Annotated in this window: 24 protein-coding genes and 3 pseudogenes; 20 read left to right on the top strand and 7 right to left on the bottom strand. The window is 57.7% G+C overall.

What is annotated here, in order from left to right:
- Positions 1 to 400, bottom strand: a pseudogene (locus tag IE093_RS00005) (helix-turn-helix domain-containing protein); the annotation flags it as partial.
- Between the two features lie 104 nt (positions 401 to 504).
- Here IE093_RS00005 and IE093_RS00010 point away from each other — a divergent pair.
- A pseudogene (locus IE093_RS00010) lies at positions 505 to 1,038 on the top strand (transposase); the annotation flags it as partial.
- 228 nt (positions 1,039 to 1,266) lie between these two features.
- Here the strand turns inward: IE093_RS00010 and IE093_RS00015 are convergent.
- Both IE093_RS00015 and IE093_RS22840 read right to left on the bottom strand, forming a co-directional pair.
- A complete protein-coding gene (locus IE093_RS00015; RefSeq protein WP_229803105.1) occupies positions 1,267 to 1,386 on the bottom strand; it encodes a helix-turn-helix domain-containing protein in 120 nt (39 codons plus the stop codon).
- A 46-nt stretch (positions 1,387 to 1,432) separates the two neighbouring features.
- Positions 1,433 to 1,564, bottom strand: a pseudogene (locus IE093_RS22840) (IS5/IS1182 family transposase); the annotation flags it as partial.
- A gap of 106 nt (positions 1,565 to 1,670) precedes the next feature.
- Between IE093_RS22840 and IE093_RS00020 the strand changes: the two are divergent.
- The 9 genes from IE093_RS00020 to IE093_RS00055 all read left to right on the top strand — a co-directional run bounded on the left by IE093_RS00020 (position 1,671) and on the right by IE093_RS00055 (position 9,189).
- On the top strand, positions 1,671 to 2,831 hold the full coding sequence (locus tag IE093_RS00020; RefSeq protein ID WP_229803177.1) for a peptidoglycan-binding domain-containing protein: 1,161 nt from the start codon (positions 1,671 to 1,673) through the stop codon (positions 2,829 to 2,831).
- A 236-nt stretch (positions 2,832 to 3,067) separates the two neighbouring features.
- Positions 3,068 to 3,904: a DUF3800 domain-containing protein gene (locus IE093_RS00025; protein WP_189464637.1), complete on the top strand. Its 837-nt coding sequence runs from the start codon at positions 3,068 to 3,070 to the stop codon at positions 3,902 to 3,904.
- A 188-nt stretch (positions 3,905 to 4,092) separates the two neighbouring features.
- Positions 4,093 to 4,311, top strand: coding sequence for a hypothetical protein (locus IE093_RS00030; protein ID WP_189464639.1), 219 nt, complete (start codon positions 4,093 to 4,095; stop codon positions 4,309 to 4,311).
- 384 nt (positions 4,312 to 4,695) lie between these two features.
- Positions 4,696 to 5,319, top strand: coding sequence for an acyloxyacyl hydrolase (locus IE093_RS00035; protein WP_189464641.1), 624 nt, complete (start codon positions 4,696 to 4,698; stop codon positions 5,317 to 5,319).
- Between the two features lie 715 nt (positions 5,320 to 6,034).
- Entirely contained in the window at positions 6,035 to 7,549 is a 1,515-nt protein-coding gene (locus IE093_RS00040) for a sodium-dependent transporter (protein ID WP_189464643.1), read from the top strand.
- A 13-nt stretch (positions 7,550 to 7,562) separates the two neighbouring features.
- A complete protein-coding gene (locus IE093_RS22610) occupies positions 7,563 to 7,685 on the top strand; it encodes a hypothetical protein (protein ID WP_268247371.1) in 123 nt (40 codons plus the stop codon).
- Positions 7,686 to 7,835: 150 nt separating this feature from the next.
- Positions 7,836 to 8,312 carry an NYN domain-containing protein gene (locus IE093_RS00045; RefSeq protein WP_189464645.1) on the top strand — a complete coding sequence of 159 codons (477 nt, stop codon included), beginning with the start codon at positions 7,836 to 7,838 and terminating at the stop codon, positions 8,310 to 8,312.
- Positions 8,313 to 8,432: 120 nt separating this feature from the next.
- Entirely contained in the window at positions 8,433 to 8,774 is a 342-nt protein-coding gene (locus IE093_RS00050; protein WP_189464648.1) for a YbjQ family protein, read from the top strand.
- A gap of 31 nt (positions 8,775 to 8,805) precedes the next feature.
- Positions 8,806 to 9,189 (top strand): nuclear transport factor 2 family protein, encoded by a 384-nt coding sequence (locus tag IE093_RS00055; protein ID WP_189464649.1) that lies wholly within the window; start codon positions 8,806 to 8,808, stop codon positions 9,187 to 9,189.
- A 130-nt stretch (positions 9,190 to 9,319) separates the two neighbouring features.
- Here IE093_RS00055 and IE093_RS00060 read toward each other — a convergent pair whose 3' ends face one another.
- Complete coding sequence (locus IE093_RS00060) at positions 9,320 to 10,384, bottom strand: NAD(P)-dependent alcohol dehydrogenase (RefSeq protein WP_189464651.1); 1,065 nt, start codon at positions 10,382 to 10,384, stop codon at positions 9,320 to 9,322.
- A 194-nt stretch (positions 10,385 to 10,578) separates the two neighbouring features.
- Between IE093_RS00060 and IE093_RS00065 the strand changes: the two genes are divergently transcribed.
- Positions 10,579 to 11,487, top strand: coding sequence for an AraC family transcriptional regulator (locus IE093_RS00065; protein WP_189465797.1), 909 nt, complete (start codon positions 10,579 to 10,581; stop codon positions 11,485 to 11,487).
- Positions 11,488 to 11,631: 144 nt separating this feature from the next.
- A complete protein-coding gene (locus IE093_RS00070) occupies positions 11,632 to 12,696 on the top strand; it encodes a calcium/sodium antiporter (RefSeq protein WP_189464658.1) in 1,065 nt (354 codons plus the stop codon).
- A gap of 72 nt (positions 12,697 to 12,768) precedes the next feature.
- Here IE093_RS00070 and IE093_RS22845 read toward each other — a convergent pair whose 3' ends face one another.
- Positions 12,769 to 13,170: a PACE efflux transporter gene (locus tag IE093_RS22845; protein WP_422730953.1), complete on the bottom strand. Its 402-nt coding sequence runs from the start codon at positions 13,168 to 13,170 to the stop codon at positions 12,769 to 12,771.
- Positions 13,171 to 13,290: 120 nt separating this feature from the next.
- Between IE093_RS22845 and IE093_RS00080 the strand changes: the two genes are divergently transcribed.
- The 3 genes from IE093_RS00080 (at position 13,291) to tsaA (ending at position 14,747) form a co-directional block, all read left to right on the top strand.
- Positions 13,291 to 13,770 carry a DUF6998 domain-containing protein gene (locus tag IE093_RS00080; RefSeq protein WP_189464659.1) on the top strand — a complete coding sequence of 160 codons (480 nt, stop codon included), beginning with the start codon at positions 13,291 to 13,293 and terminating at the stop codon, positions 13,768 to 13,770.
- A gap of 79 nt (positions 13,771 to 13,849) precedes the next feature.
- Complete coding sequence (locus tag IE093_RS00085; RefSeq protein WP_189464662.1) at positions 13,850 to 14,278, top strand: Sbal_3080 family lipoprotein; 429 nt, start codon at positions 13,850 to 13,852, stop codon at positions 14,276 to 14,278.
- Between the two features lie 16 nt (positions 14,279 to 14,294).
- On the top strand, positions 14,295 to 14,747 hold the full coding sequence (tsaA, locus tag IE093_RS00090; RefSeq protein ID WP_229803107.1) for a tRNA (N6-threonylcarbamoyladenosine(37)-N6)-methyltransferase TrmO: 453 nt from the start codon (positions 14,295 to 14,297) through the stop codon (positions 14,745 to 14,747).
- A gap of 151 nt (positions 14,748 to 14,898) precedes the next feature.
- On the opposite strand, the gene IE093_RS00095 is transcribed toward tsaA, so the two are convergent.
- Positions 14,899 to 16,218, bottom strand: coding sequence for a sialidase family protein (locus IE093_RS00095; RefSeq protein WP_189464665.1), 1,320 nt, complete (start codon positions 16,216 to 16,218; stop codon positions 14,899 to 14,901).
- Positions 16,219 to 16,406: 188 nt separating this feature from the next.
- On the opposite strand from IE093_RS00095, the gene IE093_RS00100 reads away from it, so the two are divergent.
- The 3 genes from IE093_RS00100 (at position 16,407) to IE093_RS00110 (ending at position 18,508) form a co-directional block, all read left to right on the top strand.
- Positions 16,407 to 16,877 (top strand): DM13 domain-containing protein, encoded by a 471-nt coding sequence (locus IE093_RS00100; RefSeq protein WP_189464667.1) that lies wholly within the window; start codon positions 16,407 to 16,409, stop codon positions 16,875 to 16,877.
- Positions 16,878 to 16,891: 14 nt separating this feature from the next.
- On the top strand, positions 16,892 to 17,398 hold the full coding sequence (locus tag IE093_RS00105; RefSeq protein ID WP_189464669.1) for a GNAT family N-acetyltransferase: 507 nt from the start codon (positions 16,892 to 16,894) through the stop codon (positions 17,396 to 17,398).
- A gap of 84 nt (positions 17,399 to 17,482) precedes the next feature.
- Complete coding sequence (locus tag IE093_RS00110; RefSeq protein WP_189464671.1) at positions 17,483 to 18,508, top strand: D-alanine--D-alanine ligase family protein; 1,026 nt, start codon at positions 17,483 to 17,485, stop codon at positions 18,506 to 18,508.
- A gap of 33 nt (positions 18,509 to 18,541) precedes the next feature.
- On the opposite strand, the gene IE093_RS00115 is transcribed toward IE093_RS00110, so the two are convergent.
- Positions 18,542 to 20,575, bottom strand: coding sequence for a CocE/NonD family hydrolase (locus IE093_RS00115; protein WP_189464673.1), 2,034 nt, complete (start codon positions 20,573 to 20,575; stop codon positions 18,542 to 18,544).
- A gap of 127 nt (positions 20,576 to 20,702) precedes the next feature.
- Here IE093_RS00115 and IE093_RS00120 point away from each other — a divergent pair, with 127 nt between their 5' ends.
- Positions 20,703 to 22,715, top strand: a complete 2,013-nt coding sequence (locus tag IE093_RS00120) for a CocE/NonD family hydrolase (RefSeq protein ID WP_189464675.1) — start codon at positions 20,703 to 20,705, stop codon at positions 22,713 to 22,715.
- 105 nt (positions 22,716 to 22,820) lie between these two features.
- The gene (locus IE093_RS00125) at positions 22,821 to 23,318 is read left to right on the top strand and encodes a VOC family protein (RefSeq protein ID WP_189464677.1); all 498 of its coding nucleotides are present in this window, start codon (positions 22,821 to 22,823) and stop codon (positions 23,316 to 23,318) included.
- Positions 23,319 to 23,327 lie beyond the last annotated feature (9 nt).

Below are 23,327 nucleotides of genomic sequence, written 5' to 3' on the forward strand. Positions count from 1 at the left end.
GGCCGGCGACCACCGTCTCGATCTCGCCCCAGTCGTGCTGGAGTTGGAAACCGGGCTGGGTCTCGAAACGCACCGTCCGTTTGCTGGGCCGCAGCGCCCGCTTGGGCTGGATGTACCGCCGCACCATAGTGCTGCCGCCGGGATAGCCCTGTTCCCGGATCAGCTGGAAGATCACCTCGGCGTTCCAGACGTTATCGGCCAGCAGTTGGTCGATGATCGGCTTGTAGGGATCCAGCTTGCTGGGCCGGGGCTGTGCCGGCCGCCCGGTCGGCGCGGCCTCGCGGGCCAGGTAGCGCCGCACGGTGCGTTCGGAGCAGCCGATCTGGTGGGCGATGTCCACGAGGTGAGCGCCTCGCTGGCGAAGTTGCTTTATCATGAGAAAGTCCTCTCGGCTCAGCATGGCGCGATCCTTACAGGTTTGGTCACCAGCAAGGAAAGGTCATGCGGGTCGGGGGGACAATCTGTTTTGATGATTTACGGACTTATAGCTCCGGCGTCGACAACTTTAAGGGTGAAGAGGTACTCGCATGCCACGAGGCCGGTATCACCACCTATCTCCCCAAACCGAAGACCTCGCCGAGTCAGGCACGAGGGCTGTTTCCCAGAGAGGCATTCCGGTACGTGCCTGAAAGGAACGAATATCGCTGTCCGGCGGGAGAGCGCTTGATCTGGCGTTTCAAGAACGTCGAAAAGGGACAGGTGCTACATTGCTACTGGAGTTCAGCCTGCCCGAGCTGTTCAAGGAAGCTACAATGCACTACGGGCATATATCGACGAATCAAGCGTTGGGAGCATGAGAGTGTGCTTGAGTCGGCGCAATGTCGACTGGATCAGAAGCCGGAAATGATGCGTCTCAGGCGCCAGACAGTCGAGCACCCGTTCGGAACCCTGAAGGCCTGGATGGGGGCAACGCATTTTCTAACCAAAACCCTCAAGAACGTCAGCACGGAAATGAGCCTTCACGTGCTGGCCTACAACATGAAACGCGTCATGAACATTCTCGGCACCAAGCGTTTGATTCAGTCGATGCGGACATAATGTACCTGCCGCCCTTGTCGCTTCTATAGCGGCCTCTGACGCTCTTCAGAGAAGCTTTCTCGGGGAGCATTATTGTGAATAACCTCGGATGTGGCGATGATGGAAGCGCTAAGAGGCGTCTCGTTGGCCGCTGAGGGTGGCTTCACCGCCAGATCCAGGCATAGACGGCGGTGTTTTGTGTTTTCACACAGCCTCGGCCGAAATCTGCCAATTTACCTGCCTCGTTGTTTAGCCTTTCGACATGGTGTCTCTGCGGTATTCATCCGGTGTCATATGCGTCAGGCGTCGGAACATGGCGATGAATGCCGAGGCGCTGCTGTAGCCCAGGATCATGGCGATGCTTTCCACTTTCGGGATTCCTCAGTGACAGACCCCATTTTCCACGCCAGGGAGCACCCGTGCGGGCAATCCAAAGCACCGCTTCAAGGAAATGAAGAGGCGGTTGTCCTTGGCAGTCACGCCATAGGGGGAGAAGAGGGTCAATCCTCTCCCACTGGTCATCACTTAGTATTAGTCGGGTCATCATTCACCCACATTCTCCTATGCTACATAAGATAACTCTACATTAATTATTGTTAATAATACATAATTGAGCTAGAAGAAATAGGGAGACCTTGACGTAGCGTTTGAGCATGATCGTGCTTTACTGGATCGGCGTCCTCTTCGTGGTAGCCGTCGCTGCGTATCTGGTATACGAGAGAAAGATGAGCTCAGGCCACGAGGCCGCCCTACGCAAGCGCTTTTCTCATTGCGACCTGGTTGCCTATTCGTCAACCGGGGTCATGGCCGTCGACCGCACGGCGAGCGCGGTGGGTATCCTCCAGCGCGAGGACAACAGCGGCGTTTACGCCGAGATCCCGCCGAGCGCGATCCTCAAGCACATGCTGTCCACTGGCAAACCCGACAAGAAAGGCTCGGATGCGACCGTCTACACGCTCACCGTGACACTCAACAGCCCCGAACGGCCGCGGCATGCCTACTCGGTGATCGGCAAGACCGTGGCCGAGGACTGGGACGCGACCCTGACTGCCCTGCGCGCCGGCGCGCCGGAAGAGCCGGCTAAGATCACTTGGAAAGCGCTGAACGCTGACGAGTTCAGCGCCAGCAACGCCAGCGCGGCGCGGGCGGCGTTGCTGACAATCACGCTGACCGGCGCGTTCGGGATAGGCGGCCATTTCGCGCTGTTCTATCAAACACCGGAGGAGAAGGCCACCGCAGCCGCCGAGCCACATCTAACTGCGCAGGAGACGATGGTACCGAATAGTAGTTTGTGCAAGGCTGGAATCGCAACCATCATGGGTCGCAACCCTCGCATTATGAACGCACAAAGCGCAGGAGAAATAACTTATATCTCCTACACCCGTGACGACGGAAATTCGTACACGTATAAATGCAAAATCGAAGGAAACAGAATTCATTGGGGAAACAAGGTTGGACGCTGGCGGGTGCACTCGGCCGATTCTAAGGTGTTTTATCAAGTTGCGCAGGGTAAGGTCCACGTCGAAGATCGCTTTTCAGACGGTTCGTCATCAAATAAATCTTTCTCATTTGCAGAGCTGGGTTATAGCCCACACGGGGCCAGCTCTAGACGAGCCTCACAATGGTCTGATTTGGTTCTAGAAACTCAAAAACATTTGAACCAGCTCGGATTTGATGCTGGGCCGGAGGACGGAATAATCGGTGATAGGACACGTGGCGCTATCAAGCGCTTCCAGCAACAGCAATCGCTTCCAGCCAATGGCGAGCCGTCGGAATCGCTACTCGACAAACTGCGGGCGGCCGCTGGTAGCTAACAAGCGCATAAAATCGGACCGAAAAAAGCGCCGCTGCGCTCTGCTTTTTGCGTCCGGATATGCCTGTCGTTAAAGTATGCCCAACGTCCGCTCTTGGCCGAATTGAGTACTTCAGACTATGCTGATGGGGCACCTGCGGCAGTTTACGCCCCACCGCGGATTTGCCAGCAAATACTGTCGGCACGATGAAATACAATAATAGAACGTGCAGTCTAATAACTATTATATGGATAATTATGCGTTGGTATGCTGATAACTCGGAGTTGAATGGTGTTCGGGGTTCTACTATACCAGACATTCTTATGTTTGGTGGTGTTGTGGTAAACCAAAATGATGAAGCCAGTTTGCGACAATCTATTGAAAATGTTAAGGCCAAGTATGGCCACCCCCGTGCTCCTGTGAAATGGAACTTTAAGGATCTTCGATCGCTATATAAAAAGCAGGGATTAGGCACTCTTTATGAGGGCCTGCTTAAGACATCAAAGGCCTGGAGGTCAGAAATCGCTAGAGAATCTTTGGCATTCGATTACCGAATAGTCGTTTCAGTAATTGAGGGCCATAGCATCGTGAAAAAAACTCTCACTGGTTGCAAGCCGAACCTAGTGCGTTACGCATTTAGTAATGGGCTTATGCGATTCGCATTACATGTCCAGGATGAGCGACCAAACTATGCTCAAGTGATTCTCGATTGGCCGGACCGAGGTGATTCTAAACCATTCGACCTGGAATACAGAGCTGCTTATAACGAAGGAAAAACAGGCGAGAGGCATGTTGTTTATCACTCAGGCCCCTTAAATGCCCTTGGGTTCGACGACTGTGCCGCTTATGTCAATATGCACCATTCCACTTTGCTTCAGTTTGCAGACATGGTCCTAGGCGCCAACCGGGAAGTCATTGAATGCGCCATTGGCAAGAAACCCTCTGGGTTTGGGGTAGATTTCTGTAAGGAAATAAGAGCCAAATATCGTGGGTATCCTGCCAGCATCGTGGGTAGAGGGATAAGCCTAGCAAGTGGCAGGCATGACTTTAGGAAGGAAATTCGCGATTTTGTTGATCGGGAATTATCCATTTAACAAGAAATGGCGCTCTTGTGCCTTCGGCTCCGATGCTTATGAAGTTATATCAGCTCATGCTGAAAGTCAGCTCTTGGCCGAATGGAGAACGTTAGTCTACCCTGATGGTATGGATAAAGCAGCTTTTATGCACCAGAGCGGACACCTTGCAGGTGGTAATTCAGTTTTCCTTGACATAGGAGAAGTCCATGCAAGATATAAGACGACTTGAGGTTGGCATGGCCACAAAGATTGGCACGGATCAGGTGAAGGAGCCTGAGGTGGGCAGGGAGTATGTCCGGGCGCTCGACTCCAATACTTGGCTCCTGTTTACCGAAGACCCGGCCGAGGATCGACCAGTTGTTGTTCGCATTGATAGCATCGACGGTGATGTGTGCCACTGCACGGTTACTAGAAAGCTAAGTTGATAGCTGCTCTAACCTTTATTCCCGCTCTCGACTTGGCTGACTAGGCCAGCGTGCGGGTCGACGCAATTACGTCAGTTCTTGGCGGCGATACAATCTGCGCTCAGACCAACGACTGGCCACCCGTCATCTGCAAGCGGACGGCGCTTAAACGCGGTTCGCTTCATGCTGTCGGTCCTGCAAGACCGTTCAGTCTTTGCTGTGCCTAATAGGTCAATCAAGCAGAACGTCTTGCCCTGGCGCGCCAAGAGACGACTAGTTCTGGCATTATATTAACTATATCCGATTGACGGCTTCTGGCCGAATGAGGAATGTTAGTCTATGCTGATGAATGGAGTTCGGCAGCTGGCGATCCAAAGCAATCGGTTATGCAAGCGTTAAGTGAACATGAGCATAGCTGGAATAAAAACCTTTCTTTTAGGCGAGAATATGCTGCCAGCAATCGGTTTTCCTCACCACTTCATTTCTTTCGGGCTGTTGCTGATTATTATATGTTTCCTTCTCGCTCCCAACCTGAGCTACTCTGAAAACCTGAGATTACAGAGTCTCAGCATGCGCGTACGCCTTTCAGAGAAGACCTTACTTGGAGAAGATGCGCCGGAGGATTTTGAGGAGTACGACGTGTCGGCGAACTTCGGGTTACCATGGAAGAGCTACTCCACTTCAGGCTGGGGTATGGGCACGCGTTTGATGGGGAGCACCGGAATTTTGCGGGGATCGGGGAAAAATGCTCTCGTCGTTTCTCTTATCCCCGAATTGACCCTGGGGAGTGAAGACGGGCGGTTCACCCTGGATTTGGGAGCAGGTGGAGCACTGTTCAGTAGGCATCGCTTTGGGACGCAGGATTTTGGCGGGCCTTTCCAGTTTGCCCTGACCTTGGGCGTCGGTGTTCCGTTATATAAAAATCTGGGGCTAGGCTATCGGTTTCTTCACTATTCCGATGCCGGCGTTAATGGATCTGACACGACCGGGGCAGATTTCCACATGATTGAGTTCAGCCATAGACTTTGATCATCGTCGATTAGATCAGTTGTAGTTATTTTCTATTGCTAAGAGCTCTCTCACAAACTAGGAAGACCTCCAAATGAGCAAGTGCTTGTGTTATTAAAAGGCTGGAGTGATTATACTGTTGGTGTCAGTATTAAGGCTCAAGCATCGTAAATAAACAAATGTTTATCGGGGATGGACCCCAATTTCCTCTCCCGATTAGCGGCACTCTCCCAAGCATTTGCTGCAGCCGATGGTCCCGCCAAGGCCGAGCTTCAGTGCTACATTGGCTTTCGCTGTAAGACTGCTTCTGGCCGCTTGTGGCATGTCATAAGTTTCTTGATTAGCTTGCGTCTTCTTTTGCATCTCCTGAGACAACCTGTCACATAAATGGCTATCCCCACCTCCCCATCGCAGCTACAGCAGCTCCAACAGGAGGCTTCGTTCTTGCTTCTGTGGCAGGACGTGGCCGGACAGATAACTTTAGGCTTCGCTCATGAAGTGGCAGCGGCAGTAGCAGTGCAATTCAGCCAAATTCAGGACTAACGAACGGCGACTGGGCGGGGCGATCGCAGAGAATTACCGCTGGACTTGGATAAGTAGGGCATTTCCTACCTATACTTCATATCGTTTGATGCGAATGGACAGTGTCATCCGTTGACTACCGGTTGCCACCGCCGACCGCAAGCGGCACGGTCTCTCCACGCCGAGCACCGCAACGAAGAAGTGAGGGTTCGTCATGGCAAATGAAGGATCTCAGACCATTCAGAAGGAAGTCTTCGCCAGCCGGTTCACCTTCGTCGCGGCAGCCATCGGCATGGCCGTCGGCACCGGAAACATCTGGCGGTTCCCGCGTGAAGCCGGCCTGAATGGCGGCGGCGCCTTCCTGATCGCACTCGTCGTGGCCAACCTGGTCTGGGCGATTCCGATCTTGATGGCGGAGTCGCACCTGGGATCCCGGTCACGGCTCGGTACGGTCGGCGCCTTCCGCGACTTCATGGGCCGCAGGTTCACCTGGATGGGTGGATTCATGGGGTTCCTGACCGTGGGGATCATGTTCTACTACTCGGTCGTCTGCGGCTGGTCGATCCGGTACTTCGTGTACGCGATCACCGGACAATTCCAGCCCGGCACCGACACCCAAGCACTCTGGGACGGGTTCACCGGCACGCCTTGGCAAACGATCCTGTTCCACGCGATCGCGATCGCCCTCGTCGGGCTCATCGTCTACCGCGGCCTCAAGCGCGGGTTCGAGATGATCCTGAAGTACACGATCCCGTTGCTGTTCTTCCTGCTCGTCATACTCGCGGTGCGCGCGATGACGCTCCCGGGGGCCTCCGAAGGACTGCGCTTCCTGTTCGTCCCTCAATGGGATCAGCTCGCCAGCGCGGAGCTGTGGCTGCGGGCGTTCACCCAGATGGCGTTCTCGACCGGGGCCGGTTGGGGCCTGTACCTCACCTACTCCGTCTACCTGCGGCGCCGCGAAGACTTCGCCCTCAACGCCTCGACAGTATGTGCGGCCAACATGCTGGCGTCGCTGCTCGCCGCCGTCGCCGTCATGGGCACCATCTTCGCGCTGCGGACCCGCGAGTTCGCCATCGAAGCAGCGGAATCCGGCAACGAAGGGCTGGCGTTCATCTTCTTCTCGGAGCTGTTCGGGGAGATGCCAGGCGGAACATGGATCTTCGCGCCGGTGTTCTTCCTCGTGCTGTCGATGGCCGGCGTGTCCAGCCTGATCGCGATGATGGAACTCACCACCCGCAACGTCGAGGACCTGGGCCTACCACGGCGCCGCGCCGTTCCCTGGATCGTCCTCGTCGCCTTCGTGGCCGGAATTCCGTCCGCGATCAGCCTGGACTTCCTGGCCAACCAGGACTTCGTGTGGGGCGTCGGCTTGCTCATCGCCGGCCTGTTCTGTGCCATCGCGATGATGAAGTTCGGCGTCGAGCGTGCCCGCGCCGAGATCGACGCGGACAGCGACTTCCGGGTCACCTGGTGGTGGACCTGGCTGATCCGGATCTTCCCGCTGGTCTTCGTCCTGCTGTTCGGCTGGTGGATCCAGCAGACGGTCACCGTGTTCGCGCCGGACGCCTGGTTCAATCCCTTCGAGCCGTTCAGCCTGATGACGTTGCTGGTGCAGTGGTTCGCGCTGTTCATCGTCATGGTGCTGCTGAACAACTGGCTGGCGAACCGGGTGTCGGTGGGCCCGATGACGATGACGACCGAGCCGATCTCGGCCCAGAGCGACAAGTGAGAGGAGGTCTGGTATGGACGTCGTGATCTGGACGCTGATCTTCCTTGGCGGCGACCTGCTCATCCTGATCTTCTTGCTGGCCTGGGCAGTCAAGAAGGACCGCGAGAAGGCCGCACGTCTCACCGACGAGGACTAAGGTCTGGCCGCCTCAATTCAACTGAGCTGTACCGCTTGCGATAGCGCTCACCCGGCCCAGATGCCTCGCACTTGGCCGATGTGGTGGCACGTTCATCCAATTACAGAGCATGCGGTCTAATCACTGTTATGCAAAAAATGAGTTCATAGCATGGTAAAGGTTGCGATATTTGTTGACGTTCAAAACGTATATTACACGGTGCGGGAAGCATATAAGAGTAACTTTGATTACAACAAGTTTTGGTCAGAAGTAACCGCTGGTAGAGAAGTCGTGAAAGCTTGTGCCTATGCAATAGATAAAGGTGACCAAAAGCAACGAGAGTTTCAAAATATACTTAGGGCTATTGGTTTTGAGGTAAAGCTGAAACCTTTTATTCAAAGATCGGATGGCTCCGCAAAAGGTGATTGGGATGTTGGCATCACTCTCGATGCAATGGAATACGCTGAACAGTCAGATGTCGTAGTGTTGGTATCGGGCGATGGAGACTTTGACCTTCTAGTAAATAAAATTCGTGTTGTGTATGGGAGAAAAGTTGAAGTCTATGGCGTTCCTCAGTTAACAGCATCTTCACTAATGAGCGAGGCCAGTGAGTTTATCGCTATAGATAAAGAGCTTCTGTTGGTTTAAATTGGCTATAAAGCAGCATAACAAGTCGTTCAACGGGACGTCGCTACGCGCCGCTGCCCAGCAGGTTCCGAGCATACCTAACCGAGTCGATTTCACCCATAGGGCATAAGAGGACTTCACATGGCTGACCGCCTCATTCTCACCACTTCCTCGCATCTGGAAGGCTACCGCGTCACCGATCATATCGACATCGTCTCGGCGGAATGCGTGTTCGGCATGAACGTGCTGAAGGATATGTTCTCGAGCTTTCGCGACTTCTTCGGTGGACGCAACAAGTCATCCCAGGATGCGCTTCGTGAGGCCAGGGTTGCCTGCTTGAACGAGCTGCGCCGTGAGGCCGAGTCGATGGGTGCCAATGCGGTGATTGGCGTGGATCTCGATTACAGCGAAATTTCGGGCGGCGGCAAGTCCATGCTGTTCCTTGTGGCCACTGGGACCGCCGTGAAGGTAGCCAAGGCCTGAGCTGTGGCTTCTGGCCAAGAGGTAAGGCGATATGACGGATGAGAGCTTGTTCAAGGAACTCGAAGCGGTTGAAGACGCCTTCAATCAAGCGGTCGTCTCGAATGACGTAGCCGAGATCTCGGCATGTATCGCGGACGATTGGGTCCTGGTGACACCAGAGGCGGGGCCGGTATCCCGAGAAGGGTTCCTGAAAGCCGTGGGGGAAGGCGTTCTTAGTCATTCCAGCATGAGCAAGGATATAGATCGCGTCCGCGTATACGGCAATGTTGCGGTAGTGACAGGTCGTGGTCGCAACACAGGGATGTTCAAGGGAGCCCCCATCAGTGCCGACGAGTGGGTGACGGATGTCTATGTGAAAACGGAAGGGCGCTGGATATGCGTTCTCACCCATTTGACCCCTGTTGCTGGGAGCTGATAGAGCTTGTTCAAGCCGGTTTTGCCTTTGGCGGGTGGGGTGATCTTGCCATTGGCGGGTTGGTAGAGACAAAGGCATGACTGCCCGCCAGGGGCGGGCAGCCGGCCGATGGTTGGTGGGCCTTAAGAAATCAGCCCGCAGCGTTTCCCTTCAACGTGGCCATGTCGATGACGAAACGGTAGCGTACGTCGCCCTTTTCCATTCGCTCGTAGGCCTCGTTGATGTTCTTGATGTCTAGCATCTCGACGTCGCAGGTAATGCCATGTTCGGCACAGAAGTCGAGCAGTTCCTGGGTTTCCTCGATGCCGCCGATCAGCGAGCCGGCCAGCACACGGCGCTTGAACACCAGGTTGAAGGCTTCGATGGTCGGTTCGATGGGGTCGAGCAAGCCGACGAGGATGTGGGTGCCGTCATACTTCAGTACCGCCAGGTACGGGTTGAGGTCGTGCTGCACCGGCACGGTATCGAGCATGAAGTCGAAGCTCTCGGCAACGGCTTCCATCTGTGTCGCGTTGGTGGAGACCACCACATGATCGGCGCCGTTGCGCTTGGTTTCGTCCACCTTGGCCGCGGAGCGGGTGAAGACAGTGACCTCGGCACCGAGCGCCTTGGCCAGCTTGACGCCCATATGACCGAGGCCGCCCATGCCGATCACCCCAACCTTGTGACCCGCTTTCACGCCGTGGCGCTTGAGCGGTGAATAGGTGGTGATGCCGGCACACAGGATCGGTGCGGCAGAGGCGAGGTCGATACCTTCGGGCATGCGCAGCACGAAGTGCTCGCTGACCACGATCGAGTCGGAATAGCCGCCTTGGGTGAAGGTGCCATCTTGCCGGTCGTCGCTGCCGTAGGTCATGGTGAAGCCTTCGAGGCAGAACTGCTCGACGCCGTCCCGGCAGGCCTGGCATTGGCGGCAGGAGTCGACCATACAACCGACCCCCACCAGGTCGCCGGCCTGGAAGCGTGTGACCTCCGAACCCACGGCAGTCACCCGCCCGACGATCTCGTGCCCGGGCACGATCGGGTAGCGGGTCATGCCCCAATCGTTGCGTGCGAAGTGCAGGTCGCTGTGGCACACGCCACAGTAGAGGATCTCGATGGCCACATCGTCGGGGCGCGGCTCACGACGCTGGAAGGTGAATGGGGCAAGCGGTGTATCGGCGGAGTAAGCAGCATAGGCGCTGGCTTGGCTCATGGTAACGCTCTCCTTTTGATCGGTTTCTCCTCCGCTATTGGAGGGGACCCATCCATTGTGGGGGCGCCAGGTCGGGGCTGCGATTGACGATCCTGCGGCATTTTTGCTCATTCCTCCGAGAATGCTTTCCAAGGCAGCGACATTGCCGCGAAAATCGTCATTATTTGACGCAGTCGACGAAACGGTAACCGATGATGTCTACCTCGAACGAGCTTGCTTCCGAACTGCTGGGGCTGATGACGCCACTGGTCGCCAGGGAAGGCGTTACCTCTACTGCGTTGCCGGCGGTATCGCTGTTCTCATTTCAGCAGCAGGAGGAGCGCAGACCGCTGATTTATGAGCCGTGCCTGATCATCGTGGCCCAGGGGCGCAAAGTGGGCTATCTCGGTGATCGGGTCATCCATTACGACCCTGGACAGTACTTGGTCCAGACGTTGCCGCTGCCGTTCGAGTGCGAGACTCATGCCTCCGATCAGGCGCCGTTGATGGCGATATCGGTGGGTATCGACCCTGCACTGCTCAGTGAAATGGTGACCGCCATGGGAGCCGATCCTCGCTTGGATGCCCACCGCGATCCCTTGCCGATGGCTTCGGTGGCTATGACACAAGGCATGCATGAGGCCGTGGTGCGGTTGCTGAGGACGCTTCACGACACGCGGGAAACGGCGGTGATGGGCATTCTCCGGGTACGTGACGTGATTTTCGAGGCATTGAAGGGCGACCAAGGCCCGGCACTGCGGGCGCTGGTGCTTGGTCAAGGTCATTACTCGCGTATCGTTCAGGTGCTTTCCCGGCTGAATACCGATTTTGCTGCCGAGCACTCGGTGGAGGCGTTGGCGCGCCAAGCGAACATGAGCCTGTCGACCTTTCATCAGTACTTCAAACAGATCACTCGGACCTCTCCCGTCCAGTACCTCAAACGGCTACGCCTGATCAAGGCGCAACAGCTACTCGTCCAGGATGCGTGCAACGTCAATCAGGCGGCCTTCGCTGTCGGCTATCGCAGCGTGCCGCAATTCAGTCGCGACTATAAACGTTGCTTTGGAATGTCGCCGTTGCGGCATCGTCGCCAATGGCAGGAGATAGATGTCGCTGAGGTTTGAGGGGCCGGCCGCTCCTACAATTATCTTGCCATTGGCGGGTAGGGGCTTTTCAATCGCGCTGAGAAGCTGGGCTCCTGTCAGGTAGGCTTCATCCATGCCCTTGGCCGGCAGGCGGGCAGGGGAATTCATCGTATCGAGGACGATATGACCATCATCGGTTTCGTGGCGGGATTGGTACTGCTGATCGTTGGGGCAGAGGGGCTGGTGCGCGGCGCTTCGCGCCTGGCGGCCAGGATGGGCATTTCATCCTTGATCATTGGCCTTACGGTGGTTGCCTTCGGCACGAGTTCGCCGGAGCTGGCGGTGAGCATCAAGTCGGCGTTGGCCGACCAGGCGGGTATCGCCATCGGTAACGTCGTCGGCAGTAACATCTTCAACGTACTGTTCATTCTCGGCGTTTCGGCGCTGATCGTACCACTGATCGTGGCGCAGCAACTGGTGCGCTTCGATATTCCCCTGATGATTCTGCTGTCGGTGGTGCTGATGTTGCTGGTGTTGGATCGGCACATCGGCTTTCTCGATGGCTTGCTGCTGGTTGCCGGTCTCGTCGCTTATACCGCCTTTCTGCTTTACCAGAACCGGCGGGTAAAGGCCGAAGAAGCGACCGGCACCCAGGAAGCGCCTGCCACTGAGACGCACTGGGCACTGAACCTGGGCCTGGTGGTTGGTGGGTTGGCGCTGCTGGTGTTGGGATCGCGCTGGTTCGTCGATGGCGCCATAGCCTTCGCGGCCTACCTCGGCGTAAGCGACCAGATCATCGGGTTGACGATCGTCGCCGCGGGGACCTCGCTTCCCGAGGTGGTGACCTCGATCATCGCAGCCCTGCGTGGCGAACGCGATATCGCCGTGGGCAATGTGGTGGGCAGCAACATCTTCAACATCATGGGCGTGCTGGGGCTGACCGGCCTGCTGGCTCCCTCGGGCATCGCCGTATCCGAGGCGATGGTCGGGTTCGACATTCCGGTGATGATCGCGGTAGCACTGGCTTGCTTGCCGATTTGTTTCACTGGTGGCGTGATCAGCCGCTGGGAAGGGGGCGTGCTGCTGGCCTATTACGTCGCCTACACGCTCTATCTGATTCTGGCCGCCTCGCAGCACGATGCTCTGTCGGGCTTCAGTACGGCCATGCTTTATTTCGTGCTGCCGATCACCGCGCTCACCCTGATCGTGCTCTCTTATCAGGAGACGCGTCGCAGGAAATTGTCATGAAGAAACCCGGTCGTGAGTCGTTGGAGCACGATCACTTCCCGGAGGAGATCCGTCGCTGCATGACGGAAATATCTATTTCGGGCCATGTGCTTCTTTGGCTGAATGGGGCACATCAAATATTTTGTCAAACGCCCAATGGAAGACAAAGGAATAAATGAAGAAGAATGCAAAGAGCCCAATGTTCATAAGGAGAGCGGCCCACCAGCTTATGTCAAGCCAGAGTGCGACTATGGGGAGAAGAATAAGAGTCAACCCTCCCTCGAATCCTATCGAATGTATCGCTCTCCTCAGAAACGTCCTGGTTCGGTGCGCTTGTCGAACTTCCCAGAACTCAAATATTGAGTTGTAGAGCATGTTCCAAGTCACAGCGACACTAGATATCACGAATGAAAGAGCTGTGGAATAAATAATGCAACTGATCAGGCTAACCTGCTGAAAAGTTGACTTTTTCTTTTGGTGTCCCCTCTGAATCAACGGTACAGGACGTAGACGGAGCCAATCATGTCTGATCTTGCACAGCTATACTGGACTCCGGTCATCCGTTAGACGATATTCAAGAACATGTTGCGTCGTTGGCTATCTGCGAGGAAAAAAATGAATCTCAAGGATTTGGGAACAATAGAGCTACTGCGCCTCCAGTCATCGATTACTGATGAGCTTATGGAGAGAAAGATTGTTCGCACTAAAAACAATCCGATTGGTGATTACACAGAGTGGCTAGTGGCAAAAGCGCTAGGCTTGGAGTTACAACCTAACTCGAAGTCTGGGTATGATGGGATCTATAAGAATGGAGTCCGGGTTCAAATAAAAGGACGTCGAATTACCAAAACCAGTAAGTCACGTCAGTTGAGCGCCATCAGGAATTATGATGAAAGGGACTTCGATGTGCTGGTGGCAGTAATTTATGACGAGAGTTTTGATGTGATAGAGGCGTTGCTCATTCCTCATGAAGTTGTGAAAGAGTATGCTTCATATAGGGAGTATGTCAATGCTCATATTTTAATTCTACAAGGGGCGATATTGAAAGATAAAAGAGTTAGGTGTATTAAGGATGCTGTGAGCAGTTGTATGTAAAATAAAATGTAAAAAGTCTGTTGGTTTGTGTTTTTGTTTTTAATTGGCTATATCCAAAAACATAATAGGGAACTGGATAATGAAAAATAATTTCGTTGTTGCTGCAGCAGCAGTCGCTCTTTCTGGATGTACTGCCGTCACTGTCAAACCCGTCGATACGGCGGAGAGACTAGATCACATCTGCATTCAAGATAATCCAAAGGTCATCGTATCGGATTTTGTGCCGGTCGTTCGGGATCGTTTCTATTGGCATGGCGTTTCCTCGGAAGTGTTTTCCGGGAGCATTCCCGAGCAATGCCAGTATGTGTTGACATATACTGCACTGAGGTCATGGGATTTTGCGACCTACCTTTCTCACGCCGAGCTTCGTATCGAGCATGACGGTCGGCAAATTGCCTATGCAGAGTATCATCTGAGAGGAAAGGGTGGTTTTTCTCTGAATAAATGGGGAAGTACGAAGTCGAAGATGGATCCTGTCATTGATGAGCTATTGAGCGGGCGGGGCTGATGGTTGGGCGCTAGTCATGGTAGAAACAGTTGACGACTTGAGCAGCAACGGTATGAGCGAAACCGACTACACACTTGAGCCCATTGGGGTGGTGCATTCGCCACTGACGAGTCGCAAGGAGGCGCCTCGTCAGGCGGACGAGGGCGCGCCGCAGGCGTGGCTGGAGCTTTCCGATTCGGTGACGGAAGGGCTCGATGGCATCGAGGTTGGCGACGAGATTATCGTGCTGACCTGGCTGCATCATGCTCACCGCGATGTACTCAAGGTGCATCCGCGCAACAGGGTCGAGTCGTCGTTGATCGGTGTATTCGCGACACGCTCGCCGGATCGTCCTAATCCTGTGGGGCTGCATCGGGTTTCGGTGCTGGAGATTGCCGGGCAGCGGCTGAGGGTGGCCGCCATGGAGGCGATCGATGGCACGCCGATCGTCGATATCAAGGCCGTACTGAGGAATATTGATGAGAGGTGAGTGGTATCTCGGCTTTGTCCGAAAACTGCCTGCGCTCGCCCATACGGCGTTAAAAATCAGCTCAAAATGCTCATTTACAACCACGTATACTCCGCTTTTTCGCTGATTTTTGCCTTGTCTGGCCATCGCTCGGCGACTTTTCAGACAAACCTTAGCGTTCGTGGTGTCCGCGAATCAATCGCACGAAACTCTCTTCACCTTGCCGGAAGGTACTGTTCACCACGGCGATGTCTCCGGCATCGTTCACGGCGAGCTTGCGCATCAACAGCCCCTGCAGGCTGCCGTTGAAGCCTGAAGCCGTTTCGGTGCTGTGCGGCACGATCTCTGGCAGCGCGAACTGTTCACCGCCATCTGTCGAGTACGTCATACCCAATCCCCTGCCACGATAGCCAAGTCGAGGGAACAGTTCCCACAGCACGTATACGTTATCGCCTGAAACGGCGAGCGACGGGAAGCCAACGCTGTCGAAGCGTTCCGCATGTGCAGTCGAGATGTCCTGCGTTGGGCGGAAGCTCTCGCCAGGGCGTGCCTGGGTATAGCGAATATGCGCTTGTCGCCACATGCCTTCCGGGCTTTCGGCGTACACCAGGTGCATGACTTCGTCGTCGTCCACCGCGAGTTTCGGCGCGTCCGAATGGCCATCCGTCTCGTCGACGGTGCGAGGCCTGTCGAAGGTTTCGCTCTGGCTGTCGGAAACCGTGTAGTGGATATCGGCTGCCGAGTCTTCGCCGACGGTCCACGCCACGTGTAGTCGTCCGTTGCCATCCACGGCGATGCTCGGTGCGCGAGCGGGGAGGGCATCGTTACCGGCGATATGCTTCGGCTCCGAGAACGTACGGCCGCCATCGCTTGAGCGACTGATCCGCAGCCTGCCTTCATACTCCGTCCAGGCCGCCCACACCTCACCGTCGGGCCCTTCCGCCAGGTCCAGGCTGCCGTTATCCCAACGCTGGGCCGTCAGGCGTCCCTTGCCCGCTCCATTCCGCGTGTTGGAGAGATTGACCGGCTCGCTGAATGTTTCGCCGCCGTCGCGCGAATGGGCGAAGAGGATTTCGCCGCCGTGGCTGCCGCCGGAAAAGATGATTTCCTGCCAGAGCACGTAGATGGTATCCGGTTCGTCGGCGGTCATGACCACGCGTGGAAGCCAGGAGAACGTATCGCCGCTACGCGAGACGTTGGCCGGTGCATCCAGTTGCGGTTCTCCATTGCGGTCGTAGCGCTGAAGGAACACATCCTGCCGAGTCTGGTCGGCCCAGACGACCGCTGCCATGCCGTCTTGGTGTAACGCTATCGAGGCGTCATCCACATAACGGAAGTCCGACTCGTTCATGCGCCAGGGGCCCATATGGGCTTCACCCGTGGCCACTTCCAGTGCATCCCGCCAGACGATGCCAGCGTTTTCTTCAGAGCCCGCCATCGGCGACGACAGGGCGAGTGCCAGTACGATGACAACTCGAGTAGTGGCCAGCACCGCTCTTCCGCGAAGTGAAGACGAAGCCGTTTTCCGATGCTGGTTCTGATTTTCCTGCATCGTTGCTTACCCGGCATGTAGACAAGGAATTGGGTGCTGATTCAAGTGTAGCGTTGCCATGAAGCTCATTCCGGTGGGGGCAGTAGATTCGACTATTCTGTAGTTGTCATGGCTCGGACGATCGACGAATGAAAAAAATTCTATTGCTCGTTCTTTCGCATTTGCTGGTTGGGGTGGTGGGGTTCGCCATCGGTATCTACACGCTGCCGATTCTGATCGCCCCCCCTTCGCCGTCGGCGCAGGAACTGGAGACACACAGCGAGCAGGCCCTATACATGGCAGAGTTCCGTCGGGATCTCGAGGGAAGCGACATGCTGCACTGGGGCGAAGGCAGCGTGTCGATCGGGCGGCAAAGCATCACCTTCGTCGGCAAGCTTGCGCCGGGGCCGGACTACAAGCTCTACCTATCGCCCGAGTTCGTCGAAACCGGCGAGGCGTTCGAGCGCTTGAAAGATCGGATGGTGCGGGTTGGCGATGTCAGGACCTTCGAGAATTTCCTCGTCGCCGTACCGGAGTCGGTGGATCCGGATGACTACAACACCGTCATCGTGTGGTGCGAATCGTTTGCCCAGTTCATCACCGCCGCTCGTTATCGATAAGGAAAAGCATGGCGATGCGCATCAAGATACGCAACGAAGAGCCACGAGACATCGAGGCCATCGAAGCCTTGACCGCCTTGGCATTCCTCGATGCTCCGCATGTGAGCCACACCGAGCAGTTCATCGTCAACGAGTTGCGCAAGGCCGGACAGTTGTCGGTTTCGCTGGTTGCCGAGAACTACGATGGCATCGTCGGGCATGTCGCGGTATCGCCGGTGACCCTCTCGGATGGCAGTGCCGGGTGGTATGGCCTGGGGCCAATATCCGTCACGCCGGAGCGTCAGGGGCAGGGGATCGGCACCAAGCTCATGGAAAAAGCGCTGACCGTGTTGCGAGAGAAGGGGGCCGCTGGCTGCGTTCTGGTGGGAGACCCGAACTACTATTCTCGTTTTGGCTTCAAGGCCGAGCCGTCACTCGTTCTTCCCGGTGTTCCACCCGCGTATTTTCAGGCGTTGATGTTTCGTGGTGCGGTGCCCGTTGGCCTCGTTTCCTTTCATGAGGCGTTCGATACCCAGGGCTGATTATCCGTACGGGGTTGCTCCGGCTCATGGCATATACTTTCTTTACCCTGCACGAAATGGCAGAGCGGGTGGAAGGAATATCGGATGCAACGCCTGAACGTGACCGTGCTGCTCGGCGACCCCCGCCTACCGTATGCCTATGCCGTCGATGGGGTGTTCGGTGCCGAGGAGTTCGAGGCGGTCGAGCAACTGCGCAGTGCCTTGGAGCGCCTATCGGGGTATCGCTTCAGCTACCTTGATGACCATGCCAGGCTGATCGATGAACTGCGTACTCATCCCCCCGATCTGGCGTTGAACTTCTGCGATACGGGATTCCGCAACGATTGGGAGCTGGAGCGTAATATTCCGGCATTGCTGGAAATCCTGGATATCCCCTATACCGGCGCCGATCCAATGAGCATCAGCCTGACCACCGACAAGGCCTTGGTTCGCGCGCTGGTGGCCGGGCAGGGCATTCCCGTGCCCAACGAGACCTACGTGGAGCTGTCCGCCGATCCGCTGGTACTGCCGAGCATCTATCCCTGCCTGATCAAGCCGAACAGCAGTGGTGGAAGCTTCGGCATCACGCGAGACTGCGTGGTGCATGATGCCAGCGAGGCGGAGGCCTATCTGTGCTGGCTGGCTGAGGAGCTTGCGGTCATGGATGCGCTGATCCAGGACTTCCTGACCGGCCCGGAGTATACCGTGGGGCTGGTCGGCAATCCCCAGACAGGCTTCACGGTGCTACCGCCGTTGGAGATCGACTATAGCGCTCTCGACCCCGTTCTGCCGCCGATCCTCACTTACGGCTCGAAAGCCGACCCTGACTCGCCGTACTGGAAGAAGCTGAGTTTCCGTCGCGCGAAGATCGACGACGTCAAGTGGAGCCAGTTGGTCGATTATTCCGTGAAGCTGTTCCGTCGGCTGGGTCTGCGTGATTACGCCCGCTTCGACTTCCGCGAGGGCGAGGATGGGCAACCCCGGCTGCTCGATGCCAACACCAATCCAACCTGGAACTGGGACGGCAAGCTGGCGCTGATGGCCGAGTGGGCCGGCTACCCTTATCACGAGTTGCTGAGCTTGATCCTCGAGGCGGCGGCAGCGCGCTACGAACTCGGCGGGACGTCCTGACCCGGCGGCACACCACGGAGCCGTATGGGCCATTCACAGCAGCTCGCGGGCGACTTCCTCGTCCCAGTCGCGGCGGGCGAATAGCGTGTCGCCTTCGTAGGCTTTCAGTATGCCGCGGATGCGAAAGCTCTGCGGTGTTGCGGTGAGTTGCGTGCGGCACTCCAGTCGCGTGGACCAGTCGCCACGTCGATGCGTGGTGGTCTGCTCGACCGTCGATTCGGCCAACTCCGGGTTGTAGTCGTAAATGCGGTAGGTCTTGGTGATGGTGTAGCCGACGGTCAGGTCGATATCCTCGATCCGGGCGAGGGCAGCGTCGCCGAAGTCTCCGCCGGTGGTCGAGATGCGGTAGATCGTCATGCCGGTGGTCAGGTCCCGCTCGACCTGACGGCGGAGGGGCGCGACGGTGAGCGTCGTCATCTCGGGCATGGGAGCGCGCTCCGGCGGTTCGAAGGCCCGCAGCTCGGCGTCTTCCGAGCGCGGCGGTCGTGCCGGAAGCTGCAGTTGGCTGGTACCGGTGTAGAGGGTCAGGTTGACGGGCTCCGGTGCCGGCCAGATCACTGGCCAGTAGCTGGTCGAGATCGCCAGGCGGATGGTGTGTCCGGGGGCGAAGGCATAGGCGATGTCGTTCAGCTTCACCGTCACACGATAGCGGTGCCCGGGCTCCAGCGGTTCGGGATGTTCGCGACTGTCGCGCTGGGTCAGGTTGAGAATGCCGTAGCTGACCCGGTCGGACGCGCCGTCGGGGGCGACATCATTGAGGCGTACGATAACGTAGGCGACAGTGCGGTCGGCTGCCAGTTCCAGTGAGGCGATGGGAGCGCCGAGAATTTCCAGGCGCTCCGTCAGGGGGTCGGAGTCGAAGACCAACGACTTGCCGTCGTCCTCACGCTGGTCCGTGGGCGATTCGCCTTCCGCTCCGAAGCCGTACCAGTCCCCAGCCGCCAGCCCGGTGGTTTGCGGGGAAGCGATCCGCATCCGGTCTTCGCTGTCGGGGCGTTCGCCCAGCGACAGCACGTTGAGGTAGAAGGTGTGCGGTTGCAGGCGTCCCGATGGCCAGGTTTCCTCCGCTACCCAGCGCCCGGGACGCTCCGCGTGCATCGGGGCGGGCGGCACGTATTCCTCCATCCATACCCGCAGCATGGGTTCGTCCATGAGCCCGCTGTCGATTCCCTTCAGCCAGTGATCCCACCAGCGCAGCGCCTCCTGGAAGAAACCGATGGCCGGGCCGGGCAGGGCGGCGTGGGGAAAGGCGTGCGACCATGGTCCGATCAATGCCTTGCGCGGTACCTTCAGGCCGGCCATAAGGCGCGGAATGGCATCCACGTAGCCGTCGGCCCATCCACCCACCGCGTAGACGGGACAGGCGATTGCGTCGAAGTCCTCGCAGATCGAACCATGCTTCCAATATTCGTCACGGTGCGGGTGGCGCATCCACACCAACGGGTAGAACGGCGCGTTGTCGATCCGGTGGCGCCACTTTGCATGCCAGTCGCCACCCACGATGTCGGGGTCGGGGGGCGTGGTGGCGCAGGACAGCAGGACCGAGCCCCAGCCGAGGTTCTCATTGAGCAGGCAACCGCCCTGGTAGTGCACGTCGTCACTGTAGCGGTCGTCGGTGGAGCACATGGTGATGATGGCCTTGAGCGGCGCGGGGCGCATGGCGGCGACCTGGAGCGCGTTGAAGCCGCCCCAGGAGATGCCCATCATGCCGACCTCGCCGTTGCACCACGGCTGGGCGACCAGCCAGTCGATGGCGTCGACGGCGTCATCGAGTTCCTGCTGCAGGTATTCGTCCAGCAGCAGCCCGTCGGAATCGCCGCTGCCGCGTAGGTCGAGCCGGATACAGGCATAGCCATGCCCGGCGAAGTAGCGATGCAGTGGTTCGTCGCGCAGGCGCGTGAAATCGCGCTTGCGATAGGGCATGTACTCCAGGATGGCCGGCACGGGGCTATGCTCCGCGTCGGTGGGTAGCCAGACGCGAGCCGCCAGCCGGATGCCATCGGACATGGGAATCCAAACGTTTTCTATGACCCGGACTTCGCGCGGAAAGTCATGGACGATTTTCATGGCACCCTCTGTGGGGCCTGTGGGGGAAAGTGCGCCGCAACGGCGATGCATGTCCTAATGATATACGATAAAAAGGCTTCCACTGGCCCGGCATCGGTGCCGGCCCCATAGTCGGGGGGGACGCGAAATGAACGATGGGCACGCGACCGAGGTGACGGTCATCGAGAATAGCTGGATCCCCATGCCCGACGGTTGCCGCCTGGCCGCCAAGATATGGCTTCCCGCGGATGCCACGGATCATCCGGTTCCCGCGATCCTTGAATACATTCCCTATCGCAAGCGCGATTTCAAGGCCGTGCGCGACAGTGAAGTCCACGGTTTCTTCGCTCGTCACGGCTATGCCGGCGTGCGCGTGGACCTGCGCGGCAGCGGCGACTCTGATGGCGTACTTCACGACGAGTACCTGCCCCAGGAACTGGCCGACGGCGTCGAGGTGATCCGCTGGATCGCCGCCCAGCCGTGGTGCAACGGCCGTGTGGGGATGATCGGTATCTCCTGGGGCGGTTTCAACGGTCTGCAGATCGCCGCCTTGCAACCGCCCGAGTTGCAGGCCGTGATCACCGTCTGCTCGTCCGACGACCGCTATACCGACGATGTGCATTACATGGGCGGCTGTCTGCTGACGGACAACCTGTCGTGGGCGTCGGTGATGTTGTCCTATAACGCCTGTCCGCCGGATCCGGCCATCGTCGGCGAACGCTGGCGAGATTTGTGGTTCCAGCGCCTCGAGGAAAGCGGACTATGGCTCAAGACCTGGCTGGAACACCAGCGGCGCGATGCGTTCTGGCAGCATGCTTCCGTCTGCGAGGACTTCAAGGCGATTCGGTGTCCGGTGTTCGCGGTCAGCGGCTGGGCCGACGGTTATTGCAACACCGTATTCCGGCTGATCCACCATCTCGACGTGCCGCGCAAGGGCCTGGTGGGCCCTTGGGGCCACAAGTATCCGCACATGGGCGGTCCCGGTCCCTCCATCGATTTCCTCGGCGAGTGCGTGCGCTGGTGGGACCGCTGGTTGAAGGACATCGATAACGGTGTCGACGCCGAGCCGATGCTGAGGGCCTGGATGCAGGACAGCGTATCGCCCATCAGTGACGACCGCCCCGGGCGCTGGGTGGCCGAGGACGAATGGCCGAGTCGGCGCCTTCAGACGCGGGTCTATGGCTTGACCCCGGGGCGGCTCGAACCAGGTGGTGACAACGTCGTCACTAATGCGCCTCCGCTCGAGATCCGCAGCCCGCTAAGCGTGGGGATGTTCGCCGGCAAGTGGTGCAGCTACTCGGAAAGCACCGATCTACCCACCGACCAGCGCTTGGAGGATGGCGGTTCGCTGTGTTTCGATACGCAGCCGCTCGAGGAAGCCGTCGAAATCCTGGGGCAGCCTGTGGTCGAACTCGAACTGTCGGCGGACCAGCCGCAGGCGATGGTCACCGTCCGGCTGTCCGATATCGGCTCCGAAGGCACGGTGACGCTCGTCACCTACGGCCTTCTGAACCTCAGTCATCGTGGCGGGCATGCCCGGCCTGAGCCGGTTCGCCCCGGTGAGCGGTATCGGGTTTCGGTGCGGCTGAATCACGTCGCCCAGCGGTTTCCGGCGGGCAATCGTATCCGGCTGGCCATCTCGTCTTCCTACTGGCCGCTGGCCTGGCCGTCGCCGGTTCCCGTGACTCTGACGCTTCACCCCGGCGGTCGGCTATTGCTTCCTTCGCGTCCGTTGCGGGAGGCGGATGCCGACCTGCACGACCTCGGCGTGCAACGAGTGGCGCTGGGGCCGACGACGACGCTACTGGTGCCGGCGCATCGCGAATGGACGGTACTGTTCAACCTGGCCACCAACGAGGCCACCCTGCAAGTCATCGATAACGATGGCCAGTGGCGGCTTGACGAGTTGGGCCTCACCATTGGCTACGACGTCACCGAGCGCTATCGCTATGCCAACGACGATTACGCCACGTTGAGAGGCGAAGTGGTCAATAGCCGCAGCTTCGAACGGGGCGACTGGCACGTCGTCGTGGCCACTCGCACACAGTTGACCTCGACGCCAACCCATTTCCACCTGGATGCCACCGTCGATGCCTACGAAGACGATGTGCGCATCTTCTCCCGCACCTGGAACGAGAGCGTACCGCGGGACAACATCTGAGATGTTGGTCAGCAGGGCAATGTCGATTCTGAACTTCTGCGTTCGACCAAGAGGGGAAAGGCTATCCTTTTTCCGGCGTTATGAGTCCTTACGAGGAGACGCGGCATGCCAGCCATCCAGAGAATTACCCCGTGCTTGTGGTTCGACGACCAGGCCGAGGAAGCGGCCAATTTTTATACCGTTATCTTTCCAAATTCCCGGATCGTGCATATCTCCCGCTACGGTGAAGCGGGCAAGGAGGTCCACGGCAAGCCGCCGGGAAGCGTCATGGTCGTGGCCTTCGAACTCGATGGGCAGGCGTTCACCGCGCTCAATGGCGGCCCGGTGTTTCAGTTCAACGAGGCGATCTCATTGCAGATCGATTGCCAGTCACAGGAAGAGGTGGACCACTACTGGGTGACGCTTTCCGAGGGCGGTGACGAGAAAGCTCAACAGTGCGGCTGGCTAAAGGACAAATACGGCCTGTCGTGGCAGGTGGTGCCCCGAGTGTTGATCGAAATGCTTAGCGATCCCGATTATGAGAAATCGCAGCGTGTGTTCCAGGCGATGCTGGGCATGAAGAAGATCGAGATTGCCGAACTGGAACGTGCCTATGCCGGCTGATCGATCGCT

The organism is Litchfieldella qijiaojingensis (assembly GCF_014651875.1).
GTDB classification, from domain to species: domain Bacteria; phylum Pseudomonadota; class Gammaproteobacteria; order Pseudomonadales; family Halomonadaceae; genus Litchfieldella; species Litchfieldella qijiaojingensis.